This window comes from Belliella marina (genome assembly GCF_042682445.1).
Classification (GTDB): domain Bacteria; phylum Bacteroidota; class Bacteroidia; order Cytophagales; family Cyclobacteriaceae; genus Belliella; species Belliella marina.
Window position 1 is genome coordinate 264664 of sequence record NZ_JBHUHR010000046.1, and the last position, 20006, is coordinate 284669.

Genomic DNA, 20006 nt, shown 5'->3' on the forward strand with positions numbered 1-20006 from the left:
CCAAAAATCAAAGGCTTTGTTTATGCTTATAGTCTTCGATGTTGATGATGTTGTTGCAGAATATATATTCCCTTGGATCATTGGAGCAGACGATCAATGTTTTATTGGTTCCATATTTTTCGACTAATGACAGGTACCAATGTAGGCCTTTTTCATCCAAGTTGGAAGTGGGTTCATCCAAAAGTATCAAAGATACATCCGAGAAGAAACACAACCCTAGCTTTAGTCTTTGTTTCATGCCAGACGAAAATTGACTGATGGCTTTGTTTTGGTGATCTTCCAAATACATTTCCTGCATCATTTTCCCAAATGAAAAATCTGGCAATGGCCTTTTGAATTTGAAGTGGAATTTCAAAAGTTCTATGAGTGAAAATTCCTCGGGAAGTTCCAGATAGGGGGCAGATATCGTCAGCTGTTTATAGATTTGGTCTGCTGAGATACTTTGGTTTTCAAAAGAATAGGCAACCGAACCTTCAGTCAAAGGGTTCAGTGCCGCTATAGATTTGATTAAAGTAGATTTGCCGGAGCCATTGCTTCCCGTAATAGCCCATTTGGATGCAGCTGGGATATGCAATGAAAGGCTTCTGAAAATCCATTCATACTGAAACCTTTTTGCGGCATTTTCCAGCTTTATTTCGATCATGGATCAATTGATATAGCCTTTCATGACCCCTCTTTCTGACGAGCGGATAAAATTGACTATTTCATCCCTTTCTTTTGTAGCGGGAAGGTTGACTTCAATCTCTTCAAGCGCACGGCTGTTGTTGAGGCTGTTCAAAAACAAATATCGATAGACATCTTGGATGTGGCTGATAGTTTCGCCTGAAAATCCCCTCCTTCTAAGGCCAAGACTGTTCACTCCTGCATAGCTCAAAGGCTCTCTGGCAGCTTTGGTAAAAGGTGGAACATCTTTTCGTACCAAAGATCCACCTGAAACCATAGAATGCATCCCTACTTTCACAAATTGGTGGATGGCACTGCTGCCGCCGATTATCGCCCAATCGTCGATGATCACATGGCCTGCTACCTGTACTGAGTTGGCTATGATAACATTGTTGCCTACGATACAATCATGAGCAATATGCACATAAGCCATCAATAGGCAATTGCTTCCTATTTTTGTGGTTTTTTTATCGATCGTGCCTCTGCTGATGGTTACACATTCCCTAATGGTAGTGTTGTCGCCAATTTCAACCAAAGTCTCTTCGCCTTGGAATTTCAAATCTTGGGGAATGGCAGAAATAACTGCCCCAGGAAAAATTTTGCAGTTTTCACCTATTCGAGCACCGGGAAAGATGGTCACGTTCGATCCAATCCAAGTGCCATCACCGATGATCACATCTTCATGGATCATGGTGAAGGGATCGATTTGTACGCCTTTACCGATTACAGCGCTCTCGTCAATATGGGATAAATTGCTGATCATGATTCTTTTCTAACAATACTTGCAGTCATAACGGCTTCACATACCAATGTGTTGCCCACATAGGCCTCACCTTTCATTTTGGCAATTCCACGTCTGATAGGTGCAAGTAATTCACATTTGAATACCAAGGTGTCTCCAGGGACTACCATTTTTCTAAATTTACAGTTTTCTATTCCCAAAAAGTATGTCCAATAATTTTCGGGGTCATCCACTGTGCTCAATACCAAAATACCTCCAGTCTGCGCCATAGCCTCAACTTGGAGTACACCCGGCATCACTGGATTGGCAGGAAAATGCCCCATAAAAAATGGTTCGTTGATCGTCACATTCTTTACCCCTGCGACTACAGTTTCGTCCAAGTAAATGATTTTGTCCAAAAGCTGAAATGGATACCTGTGTGGTAAAATATTGCTGATTTGGGCAATATCCATTACAGGAGGAAGTTTTGGGTCATAATGTGGGATATGGCTAGGACCTGCTTTTTCCATAGCTCTTTTTAGCTTCTTGGCAAAAGCTACATTGGCAGCATGTCCAGGCCTTGCCGCCAATATCTGCGCCTTGATCGGACGTCCTACCAATGCCAAATCTCCAACCACGTCAAGCAGTTTATGTCTGGCTGGTTCATTTTTGTACCTTAATTCAACATTGTTCAGAATCCCTTCTTTTCTTACCTCTACCTTCTGCTTGTTGAACATCTTTGCCAAATGCTCAAGCTCCTTTTCTTCCACTACCCGGTCTACCACCACAATGGCATTGTTCAAATCCCCACCTTTTATCAGGTTTTGGTTGTAGAGCATTTCCAGCTCATGCAAGAAGCAGAATGTCCTACAAGAAGCGATTTCGGTTCTGAATTGGCTGATATCCGTAATGGATGCATGTTGGGAACCGAGTACAGGGGAATTATAATCGACCATGACGGTGACCCTATAATCATCCAATGGCAAAGCAGCCATTTCCACTTCCCTGGAAGCATCCCTATAGGTGATGCTTTCAGGGACTTCAAAAAATCTCCGCAATGCATTTTGCTCCTCAAAGCCCGCACTTTCCAATATTTCTATAAACTGTATCGAAGAACCATCCATGATTGGAGGCTCAGGACCATCCAGTTGGATGAGTATATTGTCTATTTCAAGTCCAACCAAGGCTGCCAATACGTGCTCTACCGTGAATACCCTCGCCCCACTTTGTTCCAATGTGGTCCCTCTTGAGACGTCCACAACATTGTCTACATCAGCGTCTATTGTTGGTAAGCCTTCGATATCGATTCTTTGGAATTTGTAACCGTGGTTTGGTGGTGCTGGTAAAAAAGTCATATTTGAAATCACTCCAGTGTGGAGGCCAACACCTGATACGGTGACTTGTTTTTTAATGGTATGTTGTTTTACCCTCATAGGTATCTAACTCTATCTTGATTGTTTGCGTGCGTAAATTTATTGTTTTTTTTCAAGTTCTCTCAATCTGTCCTGAAGTAAGGGTAGATTTTTGAAAAGTGCATAGGATTTCAGGAATGATTTCAACTCGAATCCCATATAGCCCAAAAGGGTCTGTCCCGGTTCTGTTACAGATTTGGTTATGCCGGTATTGGCACCAATCGTAGTTCTATCAGCAATTTTCAAGTGGCCGACGATCCCAGCCTTTCCGGCAATCACACAGTTTTTGCCGATTTCTGTCGAACCAGATACGCCAGCTTGGGCAGCTATGACTGTGTTCTCTCCTATGACGACATTGTGTGCAATTTGGACTTGGTTGTCTATTTTTGCACCTTTTTGGATGATTGTAGATCCCATGGTTGCCCTGTCCACGGTGCTGTTGGCTCCGATACTGACGTGGTCTTCAATGATGACATTTCCGATCTGCGGGATGGCTTTATAGCTTCCATCTTCCAATGGGGCGAAACCAAAACCGTCAGAGCCAATGATTGTGCCTGGATGAAATTCACAAAAAGAACCAATTACGACATCATTGCAGATTTTTACCCCAGAGTGTAGAATGCAATTGTCCCCAATGGTGACATTATCCCCAATGGTGACATTGGGATAGATTTTTACATGATTGCCAATTTTACAGTTTTTACCTATGTATGAAAAAGCACCTCTATAAAAATCCTCACCTATTGTACTACTGGAGTCTATATAGGAAGGTTCTTCAATGCCAGATTTGCCGTTCTTGGTAAATTGCGCATATGCTTCCAAGATCTGTGTGAAACCGGCATATGCGTCTTTTACTCTTATGAGAGTTGTTTTGATGTCTTTTTTTGCTTGGAAACCTTCTGATACTATTACACCGGATGCGTTGGTTTCGTAGATAAAGTGTTCGTATTTTTCATTGGACAGGAAGCTGATACCACCAGGTTTCCCTTCTTGGATTTTGTCCAATCTATTGACTACTTTAGATCCATCGCCTTCTACTTTTCCGCTCAGAAGCAATGCGACCTGATCAAGGGTAAATTCCATCTCAAATAATATTGTGTGGCTACAAAGTTAAGTTTTTAGCACGACAAGCATAATGTTTTTCTACTATTTTACTCATGGCTTTAATGTTGGGCAAATCTGCTGCTTGGGCAACATCTATTATTTGTCCTTTTTTGGTCAATATATGGATCCTCTCTTTGGCCAGGTAGGCGTTGTTGCTGATGGAACCGTGTGAGAAAAAGTACTTCATGTCTTCTTCCGGTACTTGGAGTGTCTGTTGGGTTTTTGTTTTCATGGCAGACAATTCTTCCCTTGAGAATTCCACATTGCTGAGATTGATTTTAAATAGGTTTCTTGAAAGAAACATTTGTGAAATATTCCTTAGGACATAGTCAGGTTCTTTTTTCCATGATTTTATTGCCCCCCATATATCATAATCATCCAGTTCCAAGAATGTCTTTACAAGTCCTTCCGACTTTTTGAAATCATCGATGGTAAAATCATTTCTAAGGAAATACAAAAAATCATCCGTAGCGAATAGATTTGTGCCCGATTGTGTCAAATCTTTGGCTCTTGATATTAGATTGATCAGCATTTTTTCCGCGCTGACGGTAGTTTTGTGTAAATAGACTTGCCAATACATCAGTCTTCTTGCACTCAGAAAATTCTCTATGCTGTATAGACCTTTCTCTTCAACCACAAGCTGGTCATCTTTGATGGCCATCATTTTGATGATCCTGTCAGCGCCAATAGTGCCTTCTGATACGCCGGTAAAGAAACAATCCCGTTGTAGATAGTCAAGTCTATCGATGTCAAGTTGGCTGGAAACTAGCTGATGGAAAAATTTTCTTTCATAATGATTCTTAAAAATTCTTAACGCGAGATCTAATTGGCCGTTTAATTGTTTGTTCATTATATCCATCACCAGAAGCGATAATGATTCGTGGTGGATATCTTTCAGAAGACTAAATTCCAATGCATGGGAAAATGGTCCATGGCCGATATCATGAAGCAAGATAGCTATAAGGGCTGCTTCGTATTCTGCATCGCTAATTTCATTACCTTTATTGCGGAGGTTGTCCAAGGTGATACTCATCAGGTGCATAGCGCCAATGGCATGGTGGAACCTGGTATGAAGCGCTCCCGGGTAGACGAAATCTGTCAAACCCAGTTGCTTGATACGCCGTAACCTCTGGAAGTAAGGGTGATCAATGATCGTAAAAATCAATTCACTCGGAATTGTAATGAACCCATAAACAGGGTCATTTAATATTTTGTGGCTTTTCAATGTCTTGGACATTTGATTGGTGTCAAAAGTAATTATAATTTTAAAAGAAGTAAACCAAATATTATGCAAAATTCTAAAATCCTTTGGGCTGACGACGAAATAGATTTATTGAAACCACATATTCTTTTTTTGCAGCAGAAAGGTTATGAGATTACCACTGTGAACAGTGGGGTGGATGCCATCGAGCAGGTAGAACAGGAAAATTACGATGTGATATTCCTGGATGAAATGATGCCCGGCATGACTGGCCTGGAGACACTCCAGCAGATCAAAATGATCAAGCCTCAGATACCTGTAGTCATGATCACCAAAAGTGAGGAAGAACATATTATGGATGATGCCATTGGGGGTAAAATCGCTGATTATTTGATCAAACCCATCAATCCAAACCAAATATTGCTCTCAGTCAAAAAGATCCTTCAAAATAAACAGCTGATTTCTGAGAAGACCAACCTGTCATACAGACAGGATTTTATGAATATCAGCATGGCCTGTAGTGATGCGTCCACACACCAGGAGTGGACGGATATTTATAAGAAACTGACTTATTGGGAGCTTGAGATTGATAAGACGGAAAACAAAAGCATGCGTGAGATTTTGGATTCCCAAAAGGTGGAAGCCAACAGCTCTTTTGCAAAATTCATCAAAAACAATTACCTGAATTGGCTGAACGATTCAAAAGCAGATAAGCCGCTTTTGTCTCCAAGTCTGATGAAAGAAAAAGTGTTCCCACACTTGAAGGAAGGAAAACCTTTGTTTTTTGTAGTGATAGATAACCTCAGGCTGGACCAGTGGGAAATATTGGAACCCCTAGTCAATGAGTATTTCAATACAAAGGAGGATGATACGTATTATAGTATCTTACCGACAACTACAGCATTTTCGAGAAACTCCCTTTTCAGCGGGATGATGCCATCAGAAATGGCTAGGTTCCACCCTGAACTGTGGGAAGGTGAGGATACAGACGAAGGCAAAAACAATAAAGAGGAGGAGTTTTTGGCAGAAAATCTTCATAAAAACAGACTGAATATCCGCTACAGTTACCACAAAATCCTACAGGCCTATCAGGGTAAGAATTTGGTGGATCAATTCCATAATTTGCTAAACAACGACCTCAATGTGTTGGTGTTCAACTTTGTGGATATGATGTCTCACGCACGGACGGACATGAAAATGATTCGAGAGCTTGCACCAGATGAATCTGCCTACAGATCCTTGACAAAAAGCTGGTTTGAACATTCTTCACTGTATGAATTATTTAAAAGAATCAGTGCTGCTGGTGCGGATTTGATCGTGACGACTGATCATGGTACCAAAAGGGTGAACAAGCCTTACAAAATCATAGGTGATAAGAATGTGACAACAAATTTGAGATACAAGCAAGGCAAGAACCTGAATTTTGAAAGTGGTAAGGTTTTTGAAATCAACAACCCTGAAGATGCGAAACTTCCAAGATTTAATGTGTCAACAAGTTATGTTTTTGCCGTAGAAGATTATTTCTTTGCATATCCAAACAATTACAATTATTATGTAAATTACTACAAAGACACTTTTCAGCACGGGGGAGTATCTTTGGAGGAAATCATAATTCCTGTAGTCCATCTCACACCAAAGAATAATTAATATATTGAAAAAAATCTATTGTGGCCATTTAGACCAAACTCAGCAGGTAGCCGGGGAAATCACTGAACACTGCCGATCCGAAAAGATTTGGGTTTTTAAGGGCAGCATGGGGGCGGGCAAGACAACCCTGATCAAGTCAATCGCCAAGCTATTTGGGATTGATCACATGGTGTCGAGTCCGACGTTTTCTATAGTCAATGAATATGTCAACCATTCTGGTGAAAAGTTCTATCATTTTGATTTCTATAGGATCGAAGATCCTGAAGAAGTATTGGAAATTGGAATTGATGAGTATTTCTATGGAGGAGCGTATTGTTGGATAGAGTGGGCTGAGAAAATCCCCGAATATATCCCAGATACTTTTATGCTGATTGCAATAGAAGTAGATGATAGTGGTGTTCGGGAAATCAGTATTTCGAAAATCGTAAACGGCATACAGCATGGTTGATATCACCGAAACCGTAGAGATCCTTCCGAAGGAGGCGTCTTCAAAAGTGAAAAAGTCAAAAGGAAATTTCAATATTGGGATTCCAAAAGAAATAGATGATCAGGAGAGGCGTGTCTTGCTTACTCCGGAGGCGGTACGGCTGTTGACCAACAATGGACTGCGTGTTGTTGTAGAGTCAGAGGCGGGAAAACAGTCGAAATTCACAGATCAGGAATATTCTGATGCTGGGGCAAAGGTTGTTTATTCTTCAAAAGAAGCCTTTGAAACAGAGGTGATATTGAAGGTAGAACCGCCTACAATAGAGGAAATCCAACACATGCTTCCAGGCTCATGTCTGATTTCGGCACTTCAGATAGGACGGCAAAATGCAGACTATATCCATGCGCTCAATGCCAAACGGATCACGGCTGTTTCCTTCGAAAATCTTGAGGATAAAGTCGGGGGGATGCCAGTAGTAAGGGCAATGAGTGAGATTGCCGGAAGTACGGTGATGCTGATTGCTTCAGAGTACCTGAGTAGTGTGAATGAAGGCAAAGGCCTGATTATGGGAGGCATTACCGGAGTACCACCGACCCAAGTAGTCATCATTGGGGCAGGGACAGTTGCAGAATATGCAGCACGGACGGCGCTGGGGCTTGGAGCAAATATAAAAGTTTTTGACAACCACATCTATAAGCTTAGGAGAGTGAAGCAACTGCTGGGTCAACAGGTGTTCACCTCTACTATTGACAATATAACCCTGGCGCAAGCGCTGCGGGAAGCGGATGTGGTCATAGGTGCTCTTCGTGCAGAAAAAGGGAGGAATAAAATAGTGGTGACTGAAGAGATGGTGGCTGCCATGATGCCTGGAAGTGTTGTCATCGACGTTAGTATAGACCAGGGGGGATGTATAGAAACCGCCCAGATGACGTCACATTCCAAACCGACTTATTTGAAGCACGATATCATCCATTATTGTGTGCCAAACATCGCCTCACGGGTCTCAAGGACTGCGTCGGTTGCTTTGAGCAATATCTTCACACCTATACTCCTTCAAATGTCGGATTTGAAAGGTGCAGAGGAGATGATTTTCAATTACAAGTGGTTTATGAAGGGTGTTTATACTTATAGGGGGAGTTTGACAAATGCACATTTGGCAAGAAAATTCTTGATGACACACAAGGAGCTTCAGCTTTTGTTGGCAGCACGGTATTAGGAAAGAAGGTTCTGTCTGAGTAAAAATTCCAATTGATCATTTGCTTTGAGCAAATCTTCTGTGAGTTTCCTGTTTTCATTTCTGAGTGAATACACCTCAAAGGCATTTTTGATGACCGTTCTCAGGTAATCTTCTTCCCATGGCTTGGTGAGGTAGTGGTATACCTGCCCTTTGTTGATGGCATCGATCACAGCTTGGATATCGGTATATCCAGTCAATAGAATCCTGATCGGGTCAGGGTACAAAGGGATGATGGATTCAAGGAAGTCAACCCCCGTCTCCTCAGGCATTCTTTGGTCAGTGATAATGATATCTACTTCCTGGGTTGAGAGCATATCCCTAGCTTCCATTGCAGAGATGGCAATGAATACTTTGTAATCCCTTCTGAAGGTAGCTTTGAAAGCCTGAAGGTTATTCTCTTCATCATCTACGTACAGAACCCTTATTTTTTCCTTTTGTAATTCAGACATTGGTTTTTTGGTTATTGAAAATCGATGTAGAAAAGGGTTTTGGAAACCAGTATTGACTAGATAGTTTCTCCTTTTCCACTGTTGAATTTTCTGTGAAACACCATCGTTTTTATCAAATATCTAAATAAAATTCATTTCTGTGAATAATTTTTGCTTTTTTAATAAGATTCTTGATTCAAAAATATAACTTTACCAGTATCAATCACCCTTGATGTATAAGAATGAGCCACATTAAAGATCTTGATTTCACCAGTCAAACAGATGCTTTAATTTTAAATCCAGAAGAAAATAATGACTATCAACTTCTGATAAAACTAAAGGAATTACCATTTGTTTCAATAATCGATAAAATAGATAGCCAGGTATCTGAGCTGATAAAACTTAAAAAACCATCAAGAAGATTTCAACCGGCAGAGTTGTCGGAGGAGGTTGATTTATTTTTTAGGGATTTGGATAAAGAGAAGTACGGCGTTTGGGTTTATTACCCCTGGAAGAACTGTCTGGTCCACTTACTCCCTGAGGAAGATTTTGTAGCTGTACGGACTGTCAGGAACAAGTATAAGATTACCGAAGAAGAACAGCAGCAGTTAAGCCACAAAAAAATCGGAATAATAGGACTATCGGTTGGGCAGAGCGTTGCGATTAGCCTAGCCATGGAGCGTTCATTCGGGGAATTGCGGATTGCTGATTTTGATATTCTTGAACTGGGGAACATGAACAGGTTGCGTACCAGCGTGACCAACATTGGTGTCCCCAAAACAACATTGGTAAAGCGGGAGATTGCTGAGATTGATCCCTTTCTGAAAGTCACGGTATTTGACAGTGGCCTTACCGAAGAAAATATGGATTCTTTTTTTACTGATAATGGGAATCTCGATTTGCTGATCGAAGAATGTGACAATATCAAGGTCAAGATAGAATCTAGGCTAAAAGCAAGGTCATTGGGGATTCCAGTGATAATGGATACGAGTGATAGGGGCTTGGTTGATATAGAAAGGTTTGATTTGGAAGAAAAAAGACCTATTTTCCATGGTTTGTTGTCAAAATTTGGGTCTGAGGAAGAGGTCTTGGGAAATTTGGAAGAATTGAAAACAAGTGTGTTGATGTCGATCTTGGAGTATGAAAATATATCAAGTCGTGGAAAATATAGCCTTATGGAATTGGGGAAAACCATCAGCAGCTGGCCGCAACTCGGATCTTCTGTTATCATGGGAGGGGCTATGTGTTCCCATTTTGCAAGGAAAATATTGACAGAACAAGAAGTGAATTCAGGTAGGGCATATATAGATTTGGACCAATACTTCAATACGGATAATGAAAGTTAAGATTAGGGTTGTGAGAGCAATCTCCTCTCCTGCGGACACGGAAAAGTATGTAAATGGGCATTTCAAGGTTTTAGAATCATATGGTGTGACAAAAGTGACTTCAGCAGATCGATCTTGGATGAACAACCCCAATGTATATCTTCTGCTTGTAGAATCGGAAGATGGTGAGAGAATGCTCGGAGGTGGAAGGGTGCAGTTGAGAAGTGCCGGCTTTCCGCTTCCATTGGAAGGGGCGATTTTTGAAAAAGACAGTAGGATAGTCAAGTATATGGAAAGATTCGAAGACCTCAAAGTTGCGGAATATTGTGGTCTTTGGAATTCAAAAGAAGTGTCGGGATATGGGATCGGCAGTATTTATCTGATAAGAATAGGTGTAGCATTGACCTCGTTTTTGGATTTGAATTGCCTGATGGCTTTTTGTTCCCCATTTACCGTTGCCAACTCCCAATCTGTTGGTCTGAGGATCATCGAGGAGCTGGGTGATCAAGGGACTTTTTTGTACCCGAAGGAAGGCTTGATTGCCACGATTATGGAAGTGGAAGATGTCAGGACTTTGGAAAGGGCCATGCCGGAAGAGAAAGAGTTTATTTTTGATCTGAGGAACAATCCCCGGCAGACGAAACTTCTGACTAGTAAAATGGGTGAAATGGAAGTCGAATTTGATTTGAATCTGGAAAAGCTATGATCAAAAGTTGGAAGCACAAACAACCATTGATTATTGGTTTGACTGTGATTGTATTTGTTTTTTTGCCAGTCATGGCATTCCTGGCGTCTATCGAGGGCATGGATACCTACGAAGTTAAAGAGTTCTATGTCTATCAAAATGATGCGTTTCTCGAACCGAAGGAGAAAGTGGTTTTGGAAACGAAAACATTGGGTCTCGGGTTTGAAAATGAGGCTTTTATAGGGTTTGATATTAAAGGAGCATTTGAATTAGGCGAAGAGTTGGCATTAGAACTAAAGAATCCGACTTTTAGGGAGGTGGTGCTGTTCCAAAAGTCAGATGAAGGCTTGCTCACTGAGGTAGGTAGGGCAGGGACAAACTATGGGAGAACAAATTTGTTCTCTAATCCCAATCCACTTTTTATCATCAATAATGATGGGACAGGTCAGGATTTCTTTTTGTATATCAAAAGCAATGAGCCAATCAATGTAGAGATTTCCCTCACTGAATACAGTTTGTTTCACTTCATGTACAATCAGCGAACACTGATCATAAGTGCCTACATGGGAGTGATGTTTGCCTTGTTTTTGTATAATTTTATCTTGTTCTTTCTTATTTGGGACAAAACCTACTTTTTGTATTCTGTCTATATCTTGTTTATAGCCTTGGCCCAGACATCCTTGTTGGGATATTCATATTATTATTTTTTGAACCAAAACTCAAGCCTATACGAATTGAGTATCATTGGATTCTCTGCTATTTCCGGGGTTGCGGGAATTTCATTTATGAGAAAATTCCTGAAAACGAGTGAATTTACACCTGTTCTTGATAAGTTGTTGATCGTTAACACCTTGATATATGGGGTTGCATTTCTGTTGCGGGTATTTGGATTTATCAAGTGGAGTTATAGCTTTACTGATATTTCTGGGTTGATGGTCATAGTCCTGTTCGTTTTGGCAGCGACAAAAATCGCGAAGAAAGGTTACAGGCCTGCGATTTACTTTATCATCGGTTGGCTGTTCTTCTTTGTAGGTTTGTTGGTGTTTATCTTGCAAACCAACGGTTTGATTGCGTTCAATGCACCACCTAATTTCCCGATGTTGATAGGGACTGCAATGGAGGCGATTTTGCTTTCTTTGGCTTTGGCGGAAAAAATAAACATTCTCAAAAAAGAGAAAGAGAAGGAGCAGGCGGAGAAACTGAGGGTGTTGAAAGAGAATGAAAGCTTGATTTTGAAGCAAAATGAAATGCTTGAGTCCAAGGTAAAAGCAAGGACAGAAGAGCTTGAGGATACTTTGAGGAATCTCCAAAATACACAGACCCAATTGGTCAACCAGGAAAAAATGGCTTCATTGGGGCAATTGACAGCGGGTATTGCACATGAGATAAATAACCCAATCAACTTTGTAAGTTCTAACATCTCACCGCTCAAAAGGGATATTAAAGACTTGATGGAAATTGTTAGTCTGTACAGGGAAAAAGGAGAGCTGGAATATTCGGAAGACACCAAAAAGGAGATCAGGGAATTGGAGGAGGAATTGGAGTTGGAATATATACTTGAAGAGATAGACCAGCTCTTGAAAGGGATGGATGATGGAGCCAAAAGAACGGTGGAGATAGTCAAAGGTTTGAGGCTTTTTTCACGTGTAGATGAACAAGATGTGAAAAAAGTTGACATTCATGATGGGATAAATAGTACATTAGTATTATTAAACAGTTCTATGTCGGGAAAAATCAAAATAATCAGGGACTATGGTGACATTCCTATGGTAGAATGTTTGGCAGGTAAAATCAATCAGGTATTTATGAATATAATTACCAATTCTATACATGCCTTGACAGACCACCTGTCTGACAATCCCAATCCGGAAGTGCTGATCAGGACTTCCCATTTGGGCGAATTGATTAAAATTGAAATTGGAGATAATGGACCAGGCATGCCCGAATCTGTCAAAGAGAGGATTTTTGAGCCATTCTTTACAACAAAAGCTGTGGGCAAAGGGACTGGACTTGGATTGTCGATTGTCTATACAATCATCGAGAACCATAGAGGTACTTTGGAAGTAGATACGAAAGAAGGTAAGGGGACAAATTTCATCATAACCTTACCAGTTTATCAAAACACTCCGCAACATGAATGAAAAAATAAGAGTCTTATATATTGACGATGAGGACAACAACCTCAATTCATTTAAGGCAAGCCTCCGGAAGGATTTCCATATCATAACAGCTATAGATGCCGAGGATGGCCTTAAGATTGCGGAGAAGGAAGAGCTGCATGTGGTTATAGCGGATCAAAGAATGCCTGGGCTTTCGGGGGTTGAGTTTTTTGAAAGGTTGATGAAGATCAATCCTGACCCGATAAGGATCCTCCTGACAGGATACTCAGACATAGCTAGTGTCATTGATGCGATCAACAAAGGTGAAGTGTATAGGTTTATCGATAAGCCATGGAATCTTGAGCAGATCAAAAACGCCATAAAAAATGCATCGGAGATTTATTTTACCAAAAAAGAACTAAAAGACAAAAATGAAAGGCTGAAAAAGGTCTATTCAGAGATGAACCAATTTGTCTATAGCCTTTCGCATGAATTGAGAGGGCCGCTTATGAGTATCTCGGGTGTATCCAAATTGGCAAAAATGGAGACGGAAGACCCGAATATTTTGGAATACTTTGATATGATAGATTCAGCTACACTTAGGCTGGATGATTTTATCTATAAGATGTTGGACTTTTACCGTTCGACCAAAATAGACACCAAAGCCTCAGAGGTGTTTTTCAATGAGATTATCGAGGAGCAACTTCAGGCCTATAGAGAGAAATTGGGTCTGGATGATGTCAATATTGAGATCAAAATAGACCAACAAGAACAGTTTTACTCTGATGATTCAAAGCTGAGGGTGATTTTGAACAACCTCTTCAGCAATGCCTATAAGTTTCAGAAAAGTGAAGGCGAAGGCAAGTCCATAAAACTTGAGATAGTAGTGAAAGATAAAACTGCGATCATCCAGATCGAAGATAACGGGATAGGGATCGACGAAAAGTTTCACACAGAAGTCTTTAACCTATTTCACCGGGCTACACAGAGGAATGTGGGGTCAGGGTTGGGATTGTACATGGTCAAGGAATCTGTCGTTCAGATGGGAGGGAAGATACAGTTGGTATCCAAATTGGATCAAGGGACTATTTTTACCATCACATTGCCTTCCCTGAAACCTTAATATGTATCCAAAATGCTTTTTAGTTTGCTTTTAAAAGGTGTCATTTCTTTCATTTTTAGAAAATAGAGTCTTATTACTTTGATAAAAATAGGAATACAAACTAAATTGCGCATCATTTAAATTTTGAACAATAAATAGTTTTTAGATATGATTAATCCATGGCACGATGTGCAAATTGGCAAAGAAGCTCCAGAATTCGTAATGGGAGTGATTGAGATCCCGAAAGGTAGTAAAGGCAAATATGAACTGGATAAGAAGACAGGCATGCTCATCCTTGATAGAGTCTTGTTTTCTGCAGTTCATTATCCTGCAAATTATGGATTTATCCCGCAGACTTTCTGTGAAGACCATGACCCTCTGGATATTCTGATTATTTCCCAAATTGACATTCCTTCCATGACTTTGGTAAAGGCAAAAGTGATAGGGGTCATGAGAATGGTAGATGGTGGTGAAGCAGATGATAAAATCATAGCTGTTGCAGCTGATGACCAGTCTGTAAACTATATCGATGATATCGATGAGCTGCCTCCGCATTTGATGAAAGAAGTCCACAGGTTCTTTGAAGATTATAAAAAACTGGAAAGCAAAGAGGTGAAAGTTGAAGATTTCTTGGGCAAAGAAGAGGCTTTCAAGATTATCAAGGAGAGTGTTGAGCTCTATGATAAAAACTTTAGGACGCAGAGATAAGTTGAAGGGTTTGTTTTGCCAAATATTATTTTGCAAAGCAGCCTAGATCAGGAATAGGGAAAAAGAACCAAGGTCAAAGGAGAAGGGAGTGATTCATTTCTCCTTTGACCTCTTTGCCCGGGAAGTGTTGATCAATTGATTATTGTTGTTTTTGAATCGTAGCGATTGCAAATGATGGGACTGCCTCTATTACATTTAAATCTATTGCAATGAATAGACTATTACTTTTTTTCCTGCTAATCTGTTCAGGGAATGTTCTTGCCCAAAAAGATAATGTAGGGAATCTTACATTTTCAGGTTATCTGGAAACTTATTTTTCATACGATTTCAACCAGCCGGAACACCACCTAAGACCTGATTTTCTTTATAATTTCAAAAGACACAATGAATTCAGTGTCAATTTGGCTTTGCTTCAGGCTTCCTACCAGGAAGATAATATCCGGTCTACAATTGGACTGATGTTGGGCAGTTATGCCCAATACAATTTGGCAGGTGAGCCAAAGTGGACACAGATGGTTTATGAAGCATCCATTGGATTTCAAGTGTTGGAAGACCTATGGCTGGATGTTGGGATCATGCCGTCACATATTGGCTTTGAAAGTGCAGTGGGGGCTGATTGTTGGCACTTGAGCAGGAGCTTATTGGCTGAGAATTCACCATATTTCCTGACTGGCGCCAGATTTTCTTATGGACTGAACTCAAAACTAGACCTGGTGCTCTGGCTTACCAATGGCTGGCAAAATGTACAGAGACAGATAGGCAACCAAGCTTTGGGTCTGGGGTTTGGTGTCAATTATCGCCCAGTTGAAGATTTGGAGATCAATTATTCAAATTATTTCGGAAACGAGCAAGTGCTTTCACTGAGACAAGACAGGTTTTTCAACAACTTCTACACCAAATATTCTTTTGGTAAATGGGGAGCCATAATAGGGGCAGATTATGGCATTGAAGCCGCACTTGGAAACAGGTTGAACCATTGGTATGGACTCACAGCCTCACTCAAAAGGGAGATGGTCGAAAAAGTAACATTGGCAGGTAGATTGGAGTATTATTCAGACCCGGCAGGCGTGATACTGAATGAAGGGTTGAAAATGTCCGGCTTATCTGCAAATATTGATTACCAAATCCATCCAAAAGGGTTGATCCGCTTGGAAGCAAGGCAGTTTATAGGAGAGGAATCGGTTTTTCAATTGCCAGAAGCCAAATTCAGCAAGGGAAATACGGCACTGACGATGGTATTTTCGATCCAGTTCTAATTGGTTTTTACTCTTTTGGAAGGAGCTTTTTTTCCCAGGTAAACAACGAAATCTTCATAGTTGACATGCTCATGATTGCTCATCGTAAAGGATGCTTTATCATCAAACACGATGGTGGTTTGTTTGAATTCTTTCTTGTTGGCAATAACTTTCTCTTCTTCCCAAGCCAATATCTGCTTTAGGTCGTAGGTTTTGGTGATCCCCCTGAGTGGGAGTCTTGTCGTGATTTTTTCTTTTCCCACTGAAATGAATTTGTACCCAACCATCATTTTGACCAAGAGCATCAAGCTGACTACAGTGACCAAAGGGGCGCTGATCAGGTAGAATATCAATCCGTAATTTCGGGTATTGGCAAAATCGTTGAGAAGGTAAACCAGTCCGCCCAACAAAATCAAAAGGACAATGGATAAAGAAAAATAGGTTGCTTTTTTTGGTTTACAATGGATCATATTTCTGCTTTCAGGATGAGGTATCGTTTTTTTGCGAAAGTTACCAAATCTTCAAAAAAATCACCAAAATGTTTTCTGAGTTGGTCATGGTTTTCTTCCAAATAGATATGTGCTGTTTCCATTTTGGAATCAAATCGGGTTCTTTTGGAAAGCCCAGTCAATGCACGTCGGATCCCATCGATTTCAGAATAGGAATGGAGCCAGTTGTAATGCTTCATATACTGGTAGGCTTTCAGGAAGTTTTCGGGTAAGATATCTATGTGGTCTTCGACGATCGCATACGTCTCTTGGGCAAAAACCTCCAAAGGCAAATGGTGGTAATTGTTCCAGTATTTCCCCAAAAAATAATCAAAATACATATCTGTGATCACGCTTCCATACCTTCCATATTCAGGTTTCAGTTTCTCTTGGGCTTCTTTGACTACCGGATGCCTGTCTGTGAATTTGTCAATGTCCCGATGGAGCAAAACCCCAACGACAATATCTTTTTCGTAAATTTCCTCAATAGATCCCCGGACAAAGTCCCCAATAAAGTTGCCAATGAGTACCTTTGGGTCACCGAAAGATAAATATGCATGTGCCAGAAAATTCACAGGGTTAAATTTTGAAGGTTTTGTGTTGAGCCATAGTTAGTTGTTGATGGCTCTACATGTGAAATTAAATATATATGTTAAATATACAGGAAGAATTAAACATATCTCTAAAACTTTTACGGCTAGAGTGGAAAGAAGATTTGGAGCAGTACAAAAAAAAGTTTTTGTACACTTCTATTGCCGACAAAAAAAAGCAGGGGGTATGTTGGTATCCCTTGCAGATCAAAAAGACAAAAATAGGATTTGGAGATAGGTTGATCGTAGAGTTGGAGCGGTATGATACCGGTGATTCCCATGTTTTTCAGTCAGGGAAATCCGTTTCGGTTTTTTCCAACCAGGATGGGCAGCAAGGTCATGATTTCAGGGTAAGCGGTGTGGTAAATTTTGTAAGAAGGGACGTGATGACCGTTACCCTTCAAGGGGAAGAATTTCCGGAATGGCTGAAGGATGGCAAAATCGGCGTCGATTTACTATTTGACGAAGCGAGTTACCGGGAGATGGAAAGTACGTTGAAGGCTGTAGCCAAAGCTGAGAAAGGTAGGTTAGGGGAAATGAAAAGCATCTTGTTGGGGGAGAAAAAGCCGACTTTTTCTGATAAGAAGTATTTTCCGCAAGAGCATTTGAATCCTGCGCAAAACAAAGCTTTGGAACTGATCCATCAAGCTGAAGATGTGGCTATCATCCATGGACCTCCGGGTACAGGAAAGACGACTACAATGATAGCAGCTATCCGATATGCCCTGAATTACAACAAGCAGATCCTAGTATGTGCTCCAAGCAATGCCGCAGTGGATTTGCTGGTCGAGAGATTGTCAGATGGTGGCATCTCTACCTTACGGATTGGACATCCTGCAAGGGTGGATGATAAAATACTGGCGCAAACGCTTGATGCGAAGATATCATTGCACGAAAGCTATAAAGACCTGAAAAAACTCAGAAAATCTGCAGAGGAGTATCGGAAACTTGGGAGGAAATACAAGAGGAATTTTGGGCATGAGGAGCGCATGCAGAGAAAGCGCATGTTGGATGAGGCAAGTAGGATCAAAGAAGATGCACAAAATCTGGAGAATTACATAACCTATGATGTCTTTCAGTCCACCCAGGTTTTTGCAAGTACTTTGGTTGGGGCTGCCAATCAAGTTTTGAAAGGGATGGATTTCCCAATTGTTTTTATAGATGAAGCTGGTCAAGGGTTGGAAGCTGCTACATGGATCCCAATACTGAAGGCAGACAAAGTGGTCATGGCTGGTGATCATTGCCAACTTCCGCCAACTATCAAGTCTTATGAGGCGGCAAAGGCTGGATTGAGTGAGACTTTGTTTGAAAAAGTGATCAAGCGACAGCCCGAAGCTTCAAAAATGCTCTCCGTCCAATACAGGATGCCTGAGAAAATCATGGGTTTTTCAAGTGGTATGTTTTATGACAACAATCTTGAAGCAGCGGAGAATACGCTGGACCATTACCTTTCGGTGGATGAGCCAGTATTGGAGTTTATAGATACTGCTGGATCAGGATATTTGGAACACCAGGAAAAAGATTCGTTGAGTAGCTTGAATGCTGAGGAGGCAAAATTCACTTTGCGTTATTTGGAAGCATTGCTCAAAAGAGTCGGAGTAGCCAAAGTCAAGACAGAAAATTGGGAGATTGGTTTGATATCTCCATACAGGGCTCAGGTGCGGAAATTTCAGGAACTGATATTTGAAAGCTATGACTACCCAAATCTTCGGGCTTTTTCAGAATTGTTGACCATTGACTCAATTGACGGGTTTCAAGGTCAGGAACGGGATATTGTTTTTATCAGTTTGGTCCGGTCAAATGGTACAGGAGAGATCGGTTTCCTATCTGATACCAGAAGGATGAATGTGGCACTGACTAGGGCCAAGAGGAAACTGGTAGTGATTGGGGATAGTGCTACGCTATCGAGCAATAATTTTTACAATTCATTCCTCAGTTATGTCGAAAAACATGGGGAATACAAGAGTGTTTATGAGTTTATGGAAGAGTAGATGTGGGATCTGAGATAAGAGATTTGAGACGTGAGACTCAAGACAGAGACCCAAGAAGCGATAGGAAAGAAGCAAGAAATTAGATACTTGCGACAAACCCCGAAGGGGTTATCCTTTGAATAACCCCGGGTTGCAACCCGGGGAATAATGATGATACAGGAGATAACAACCCTGAAGTGGGTTGAACTCCTCTTGTTGAAACAAAAAAGTACCAACTATTTTCACGAAATGAGACAAACCACGAAATGCCTTTTCCGCATCAAAAGCTTTCGGTATGGGAGTTTGAATTTCTTCAATTGAAACAAAAAGTATCTTAGGTTATATTTTTTTCTGCGTAAACAAAACCCAGATAGCTAAGCACATTGCCAAAAGCGTCAGTTGCTTCGGTGTAGCCTTTTGGGATTTCTCTCCCTTTCAATTTGGCAAGAAGAAACCCATAGATTGCGTTGAGGCAGACCTGGATTTCATGCCCTACGGGCTTGTCTCCAGCTTCCATGATCATGTCGATGACATAGGGCTTTGCAATATTGTATATCTCGAAATATTCCTTATCACTTTTCAAAAGCTCCCAATGGATCTTTGCCAAATCATCCACGATAACTTGGACTTCAGAAAGATGACCTGATTCTGAGATTTTTTCAGAAATCATCTGTTCACAGATGCTTGCAAACCAATGGGCAGTATCTTCTTTTTCAGTATCTGAAATGGGGTAATGGGCGATTACATATTGTCTGATATCAAGCATATTGAAATCATAAGCTCGGATCAAATCCTCCATCTGATACATGTAAATGATGTATTCAGCGATATTCTGTCCCTTTTTTTTCTCAGCAATGCTTTTCATAAACCATGGATTCTTTCCTTTTGCAAAGTAAAGGATAAAGAAGTAATAACTCCAATATTATTAGTTTATCATTTAATTTCCCTCCTCTTTTTTGCTAAA

General features: G+C 40.7%; 19 protein-coding genes. 10 read left to right on the top strand and 9 right to left on the bottom strand.

What is annotated here, in order from left to right; all coding sequences use genetic code 11:
• Positions 1-7: 7 nt before the first annotated feature.
• The 5 genes from ACFSKL_RS20180 to ACFSKL_RS20200 are packed head-to-tail and all read right to left on the bottom strand — an operon-like array spanning position 8 to position 5125.
• Positions 8-643, bottom strand: a complete 636-nt coding sequence (locus tag ACFSKL_RS20180) for an ABC transporter ATP-binding protein (RefSeq protein WP_376888763.1) — start codon at positions 641-643, stop codon at positions 8-10.
• 3 nt (positions 644-646) lie between these two features.
• On the bottom strand, positions 647-1426 hold the full coding sequence (lpxA, locus tag ACFSKL_RS20185) for an acyl-ACP--UDP-N-acetylglucosamine O-acyltransferase (protein WP_376888764.1): 780 nt from the start codon (positions 1424-1426) through the stop codon (positions 647-649).
• Complete coding sequence (locus ACFSKL_RS20190) at positions 1423-2817, bottom strand: bifunctional UDP-3-O-[3-hydroxymyristoyl] N-acetylglucosamine deacetylase/3-hydroxyacyl-ACP dehydratase (protein WP_376888766.1); 1395 nt, start codon at positions 2815-2817, stop codon at positions 1423-1425. Before ACFSKL_RS20190 ends, lpxA begins: the two co-directional genes overlap by 4 nt.
• 39 nt (positions 2818-2856) lie before the next feature.
• The gene (lpxD, locus tag ACFSKL_RS20195; protein WP_376888768.1) at positions 2857-3879 is read right to left on the bottom strand and encodes a UDP-3-O-(3-hydroxymyristoyl)glucosamine N-acyltransferase; all 1023 of its coding nucleotides are present in this window, start codon (positions 3877-3879) and stop codon (positions 2857-2859) included.
• 19 nt (positions 3880-3898) lie between these two features.
• Positions 3899-5125 (bottom strand): HD domain-containing protein, encoded by a 1227-nt coding sequence (locus tag ACFSKL_RS20200; protein WP_376888770.1) that lies wholly within the window; start codon positions 5123-5125, stop codon positions 3899-3901.
• Between the two features lie 63 nt (positions 5126-5188).
• On the opposite strand from ACFSKL_RS20200, the gene porX reads away from it, so the two are divergent.
• The 3 genes from porX to ACFSKL_RS20215 are packed head-to-tail and all read left to right on the top strand — an operon-like array spanning position 5189 to position 8391.
• Positions 5189-6748, top strand: coding sequence for a T9SS response regulator signal transducer PorX (gene porX / locus ACFSKL_RS20205; RefSeq protein ID WP_376888772.1), 1560 nt, complete (start codon positions 5189-5191; stop codon positions 6746-6748).
• A gap of 4 nt (positions 6749-6752) precedes the next feature.
• Positions 6753-7196 (top strand): tRNA (adenosine(37)-N6)-threonylcarbamoyltransferase complex ATPase subunit type 1 TsaE, encoded by a 444-nt coding sequence (tsaE, locus tag ACFSKL_RS20210; protein WP_376888774.1) that lies wholly within the window; start codon positions 6753-6755, stop codon positions 7194-7196.
• Positions 7189-8391, top strand: coding sequence for an alanine dehydrogenase (locus tag ACFSKL_RS20215; RefSeq protein WP_376888776.1), 1203 nt, complete (start codon positions 7189-7191; stop codon positions 8389-8391). Before tsaE ends, ACFSKL_RS20215 begins: the two co-directional genes overlap by 8 nt.
• Here the strand turns inward: ACFSKL_RS20215 and ACFSKL_RS20220 are convergent.
• Positions 8388-8861: a response regulator gene (locus ACFSKL_RS20220; RefSeq protein ID WP_376888778.1), complete on the bottom strand. Its 474-nt coding sequence runs from the start codon at positions 8859-8861 to the stop codon at positions 8388-8390. The genes ACFSKL_RS20215 and ACFSKL_RS20220 overlap by 4 nt on opposite strands.
• 221 nt (positions 8862-9082) lie before the next feature.
• On the opposite strand from ACFSKL_RS20220, the gene ACFSKL_RS20225 reads away from it, so the two are divergent.
• The 6 genes from ACFSKL_RS20225 (at position 9083) to ACFSKL_RS20250 (ending at position 16015) form a co-directional block, all read left to right on the top strand.
• The gene (locus tag ACFSKL_RS20225; RefSeq protein WP_376888780.1) at positions 9083-10186 is read left to right on the top strand and encodes a ThiF family adenylyltransferase; all 1104 of its coding nucleotides are present in this window, start codon (positions 9083-9085) and stop codon (positions 10184-10186) included.
• Positions 10176-10871: a hypothetical protein gene (locus ACFSKL_RS20230; protein WP_376888782.1), complete on the top strand. Its 696-nt coding sequence runs from the start codon at positions 10176-10178 to the stop codon at positions 10869-10871. The genes ACFSKL_RS20225 and ACFSKL_RS20230 overlap by 11 nt, the downstream gene beginning before the upstream one ends.
• Positions 10868-12991 (top strand): 7TM diverse intracellular signaling domain-containing protein, encoded by a 2124-nt coding sequence (locus ACFSKL_RS20235; protein WP_376888784.1) that lies wholly within the window; start codon positions 10868-10870, stop codon positions 12989-12991. Before ACFSKL_RS20230 ends, ACFSKL_RS20235 begins: the two co-directional genes overlap by 4 nt.
• Complete coding sequence (locus tag ACFSKL_RS20240) at positions 12984-14072, top strand: hybrid sensor histidine kinase/response regulator (protein WP_376888786.1); 1089 nt, start codon at positions 12984-12986, stop codon at positions 14070-14072. The genes ACFSKL_RS20235 and ACFSKL_RS20240 overlap by 8 nt, the downstream gene beginning before the upstream one ends.
• 147 nt (positions 14073-14219) lie before the next feature.
• Positions 14220-14759 (top strand): inorganic diphosphatase, encoded by a 540-nt coding sequence (locus tag ACFSKL_RS20245; RefSeq protein ID WP_376888788.1) that lies wholly within the window; start codon positions 14220-14222, stop codon positions 14757-14759.
• Between the two features lie 209 nt (positions 14760-14968).
• Complete coding sequence (locus tag ACFSKL_RS20250; RefSeq protein WP_376888789.1) at positions 14969-16015, top strand: porin; 1047 nt, start codon at positions 14969-14971, stop codon at positions 16013-16015.
• Here ACFSKL_RS20250 and ACFSKL_RS20255 read toward each other — a convergent pair.
• Complete coding sequence (locus ACFSKL_RS20255; protein ID WP_376888790.1) at positions 16012-16464, bottom strand: hypothetical protein; 453 nt, start codon at positions 16462-16464, stop codon at positions 16012-16014. The two genes, ACFSKL_RS20250 and ACFSKL_RS20255, sit on opposite strands and share 4 nt — an antisense overlap.
• Entirely contained in the window at positions 16461-17057 is a 597-nt protein-coding gene (locus ACFSKL_RS20260) for an acyl carrier protein phosphodiesterase (protein ID WP_376888791.1), read from the bottom strand. Before ACFSKL_RS20260 ends, ACFSKL_RS20255 begins: the two co-directional genes overlap by 4 nt.
• 74 nt (positions 17058-17131) lie before the next feature.
• On the opposite strand from ACFSKL_RS20260, the gene ACFSKL_RS20265 reads away from it, so the two are divergent.
• On the top strand, positions 17132-19063 hold the full coding sequence (locus ACFSKL_RS20265; RefSeq protein ID WP_376888793.1) for an IGHMBP2 family helicase: 1932 nt from the start codon (positions 17132-17134) through the stop codon (positions 19061-19063).
• 313 nt (positions 19064-19376) lie between these two features.
• On the opposite strand, the gene ACFSKL_RS20270 is transcribed toward ACFSKL_RS20265, so the two are convergent.
• A complete protein-coding gene (locus tag ACFSKL_RS20270; protein ID WP_376888795.1) occupies positions 19377-19907 on the bottom strand; it encodes a DUF4924 family protein in 531 nt (176 codons plus the stop codon).
• Between the last annotated feature and the right edge of the window lie 99 nt (positions 19908-20006).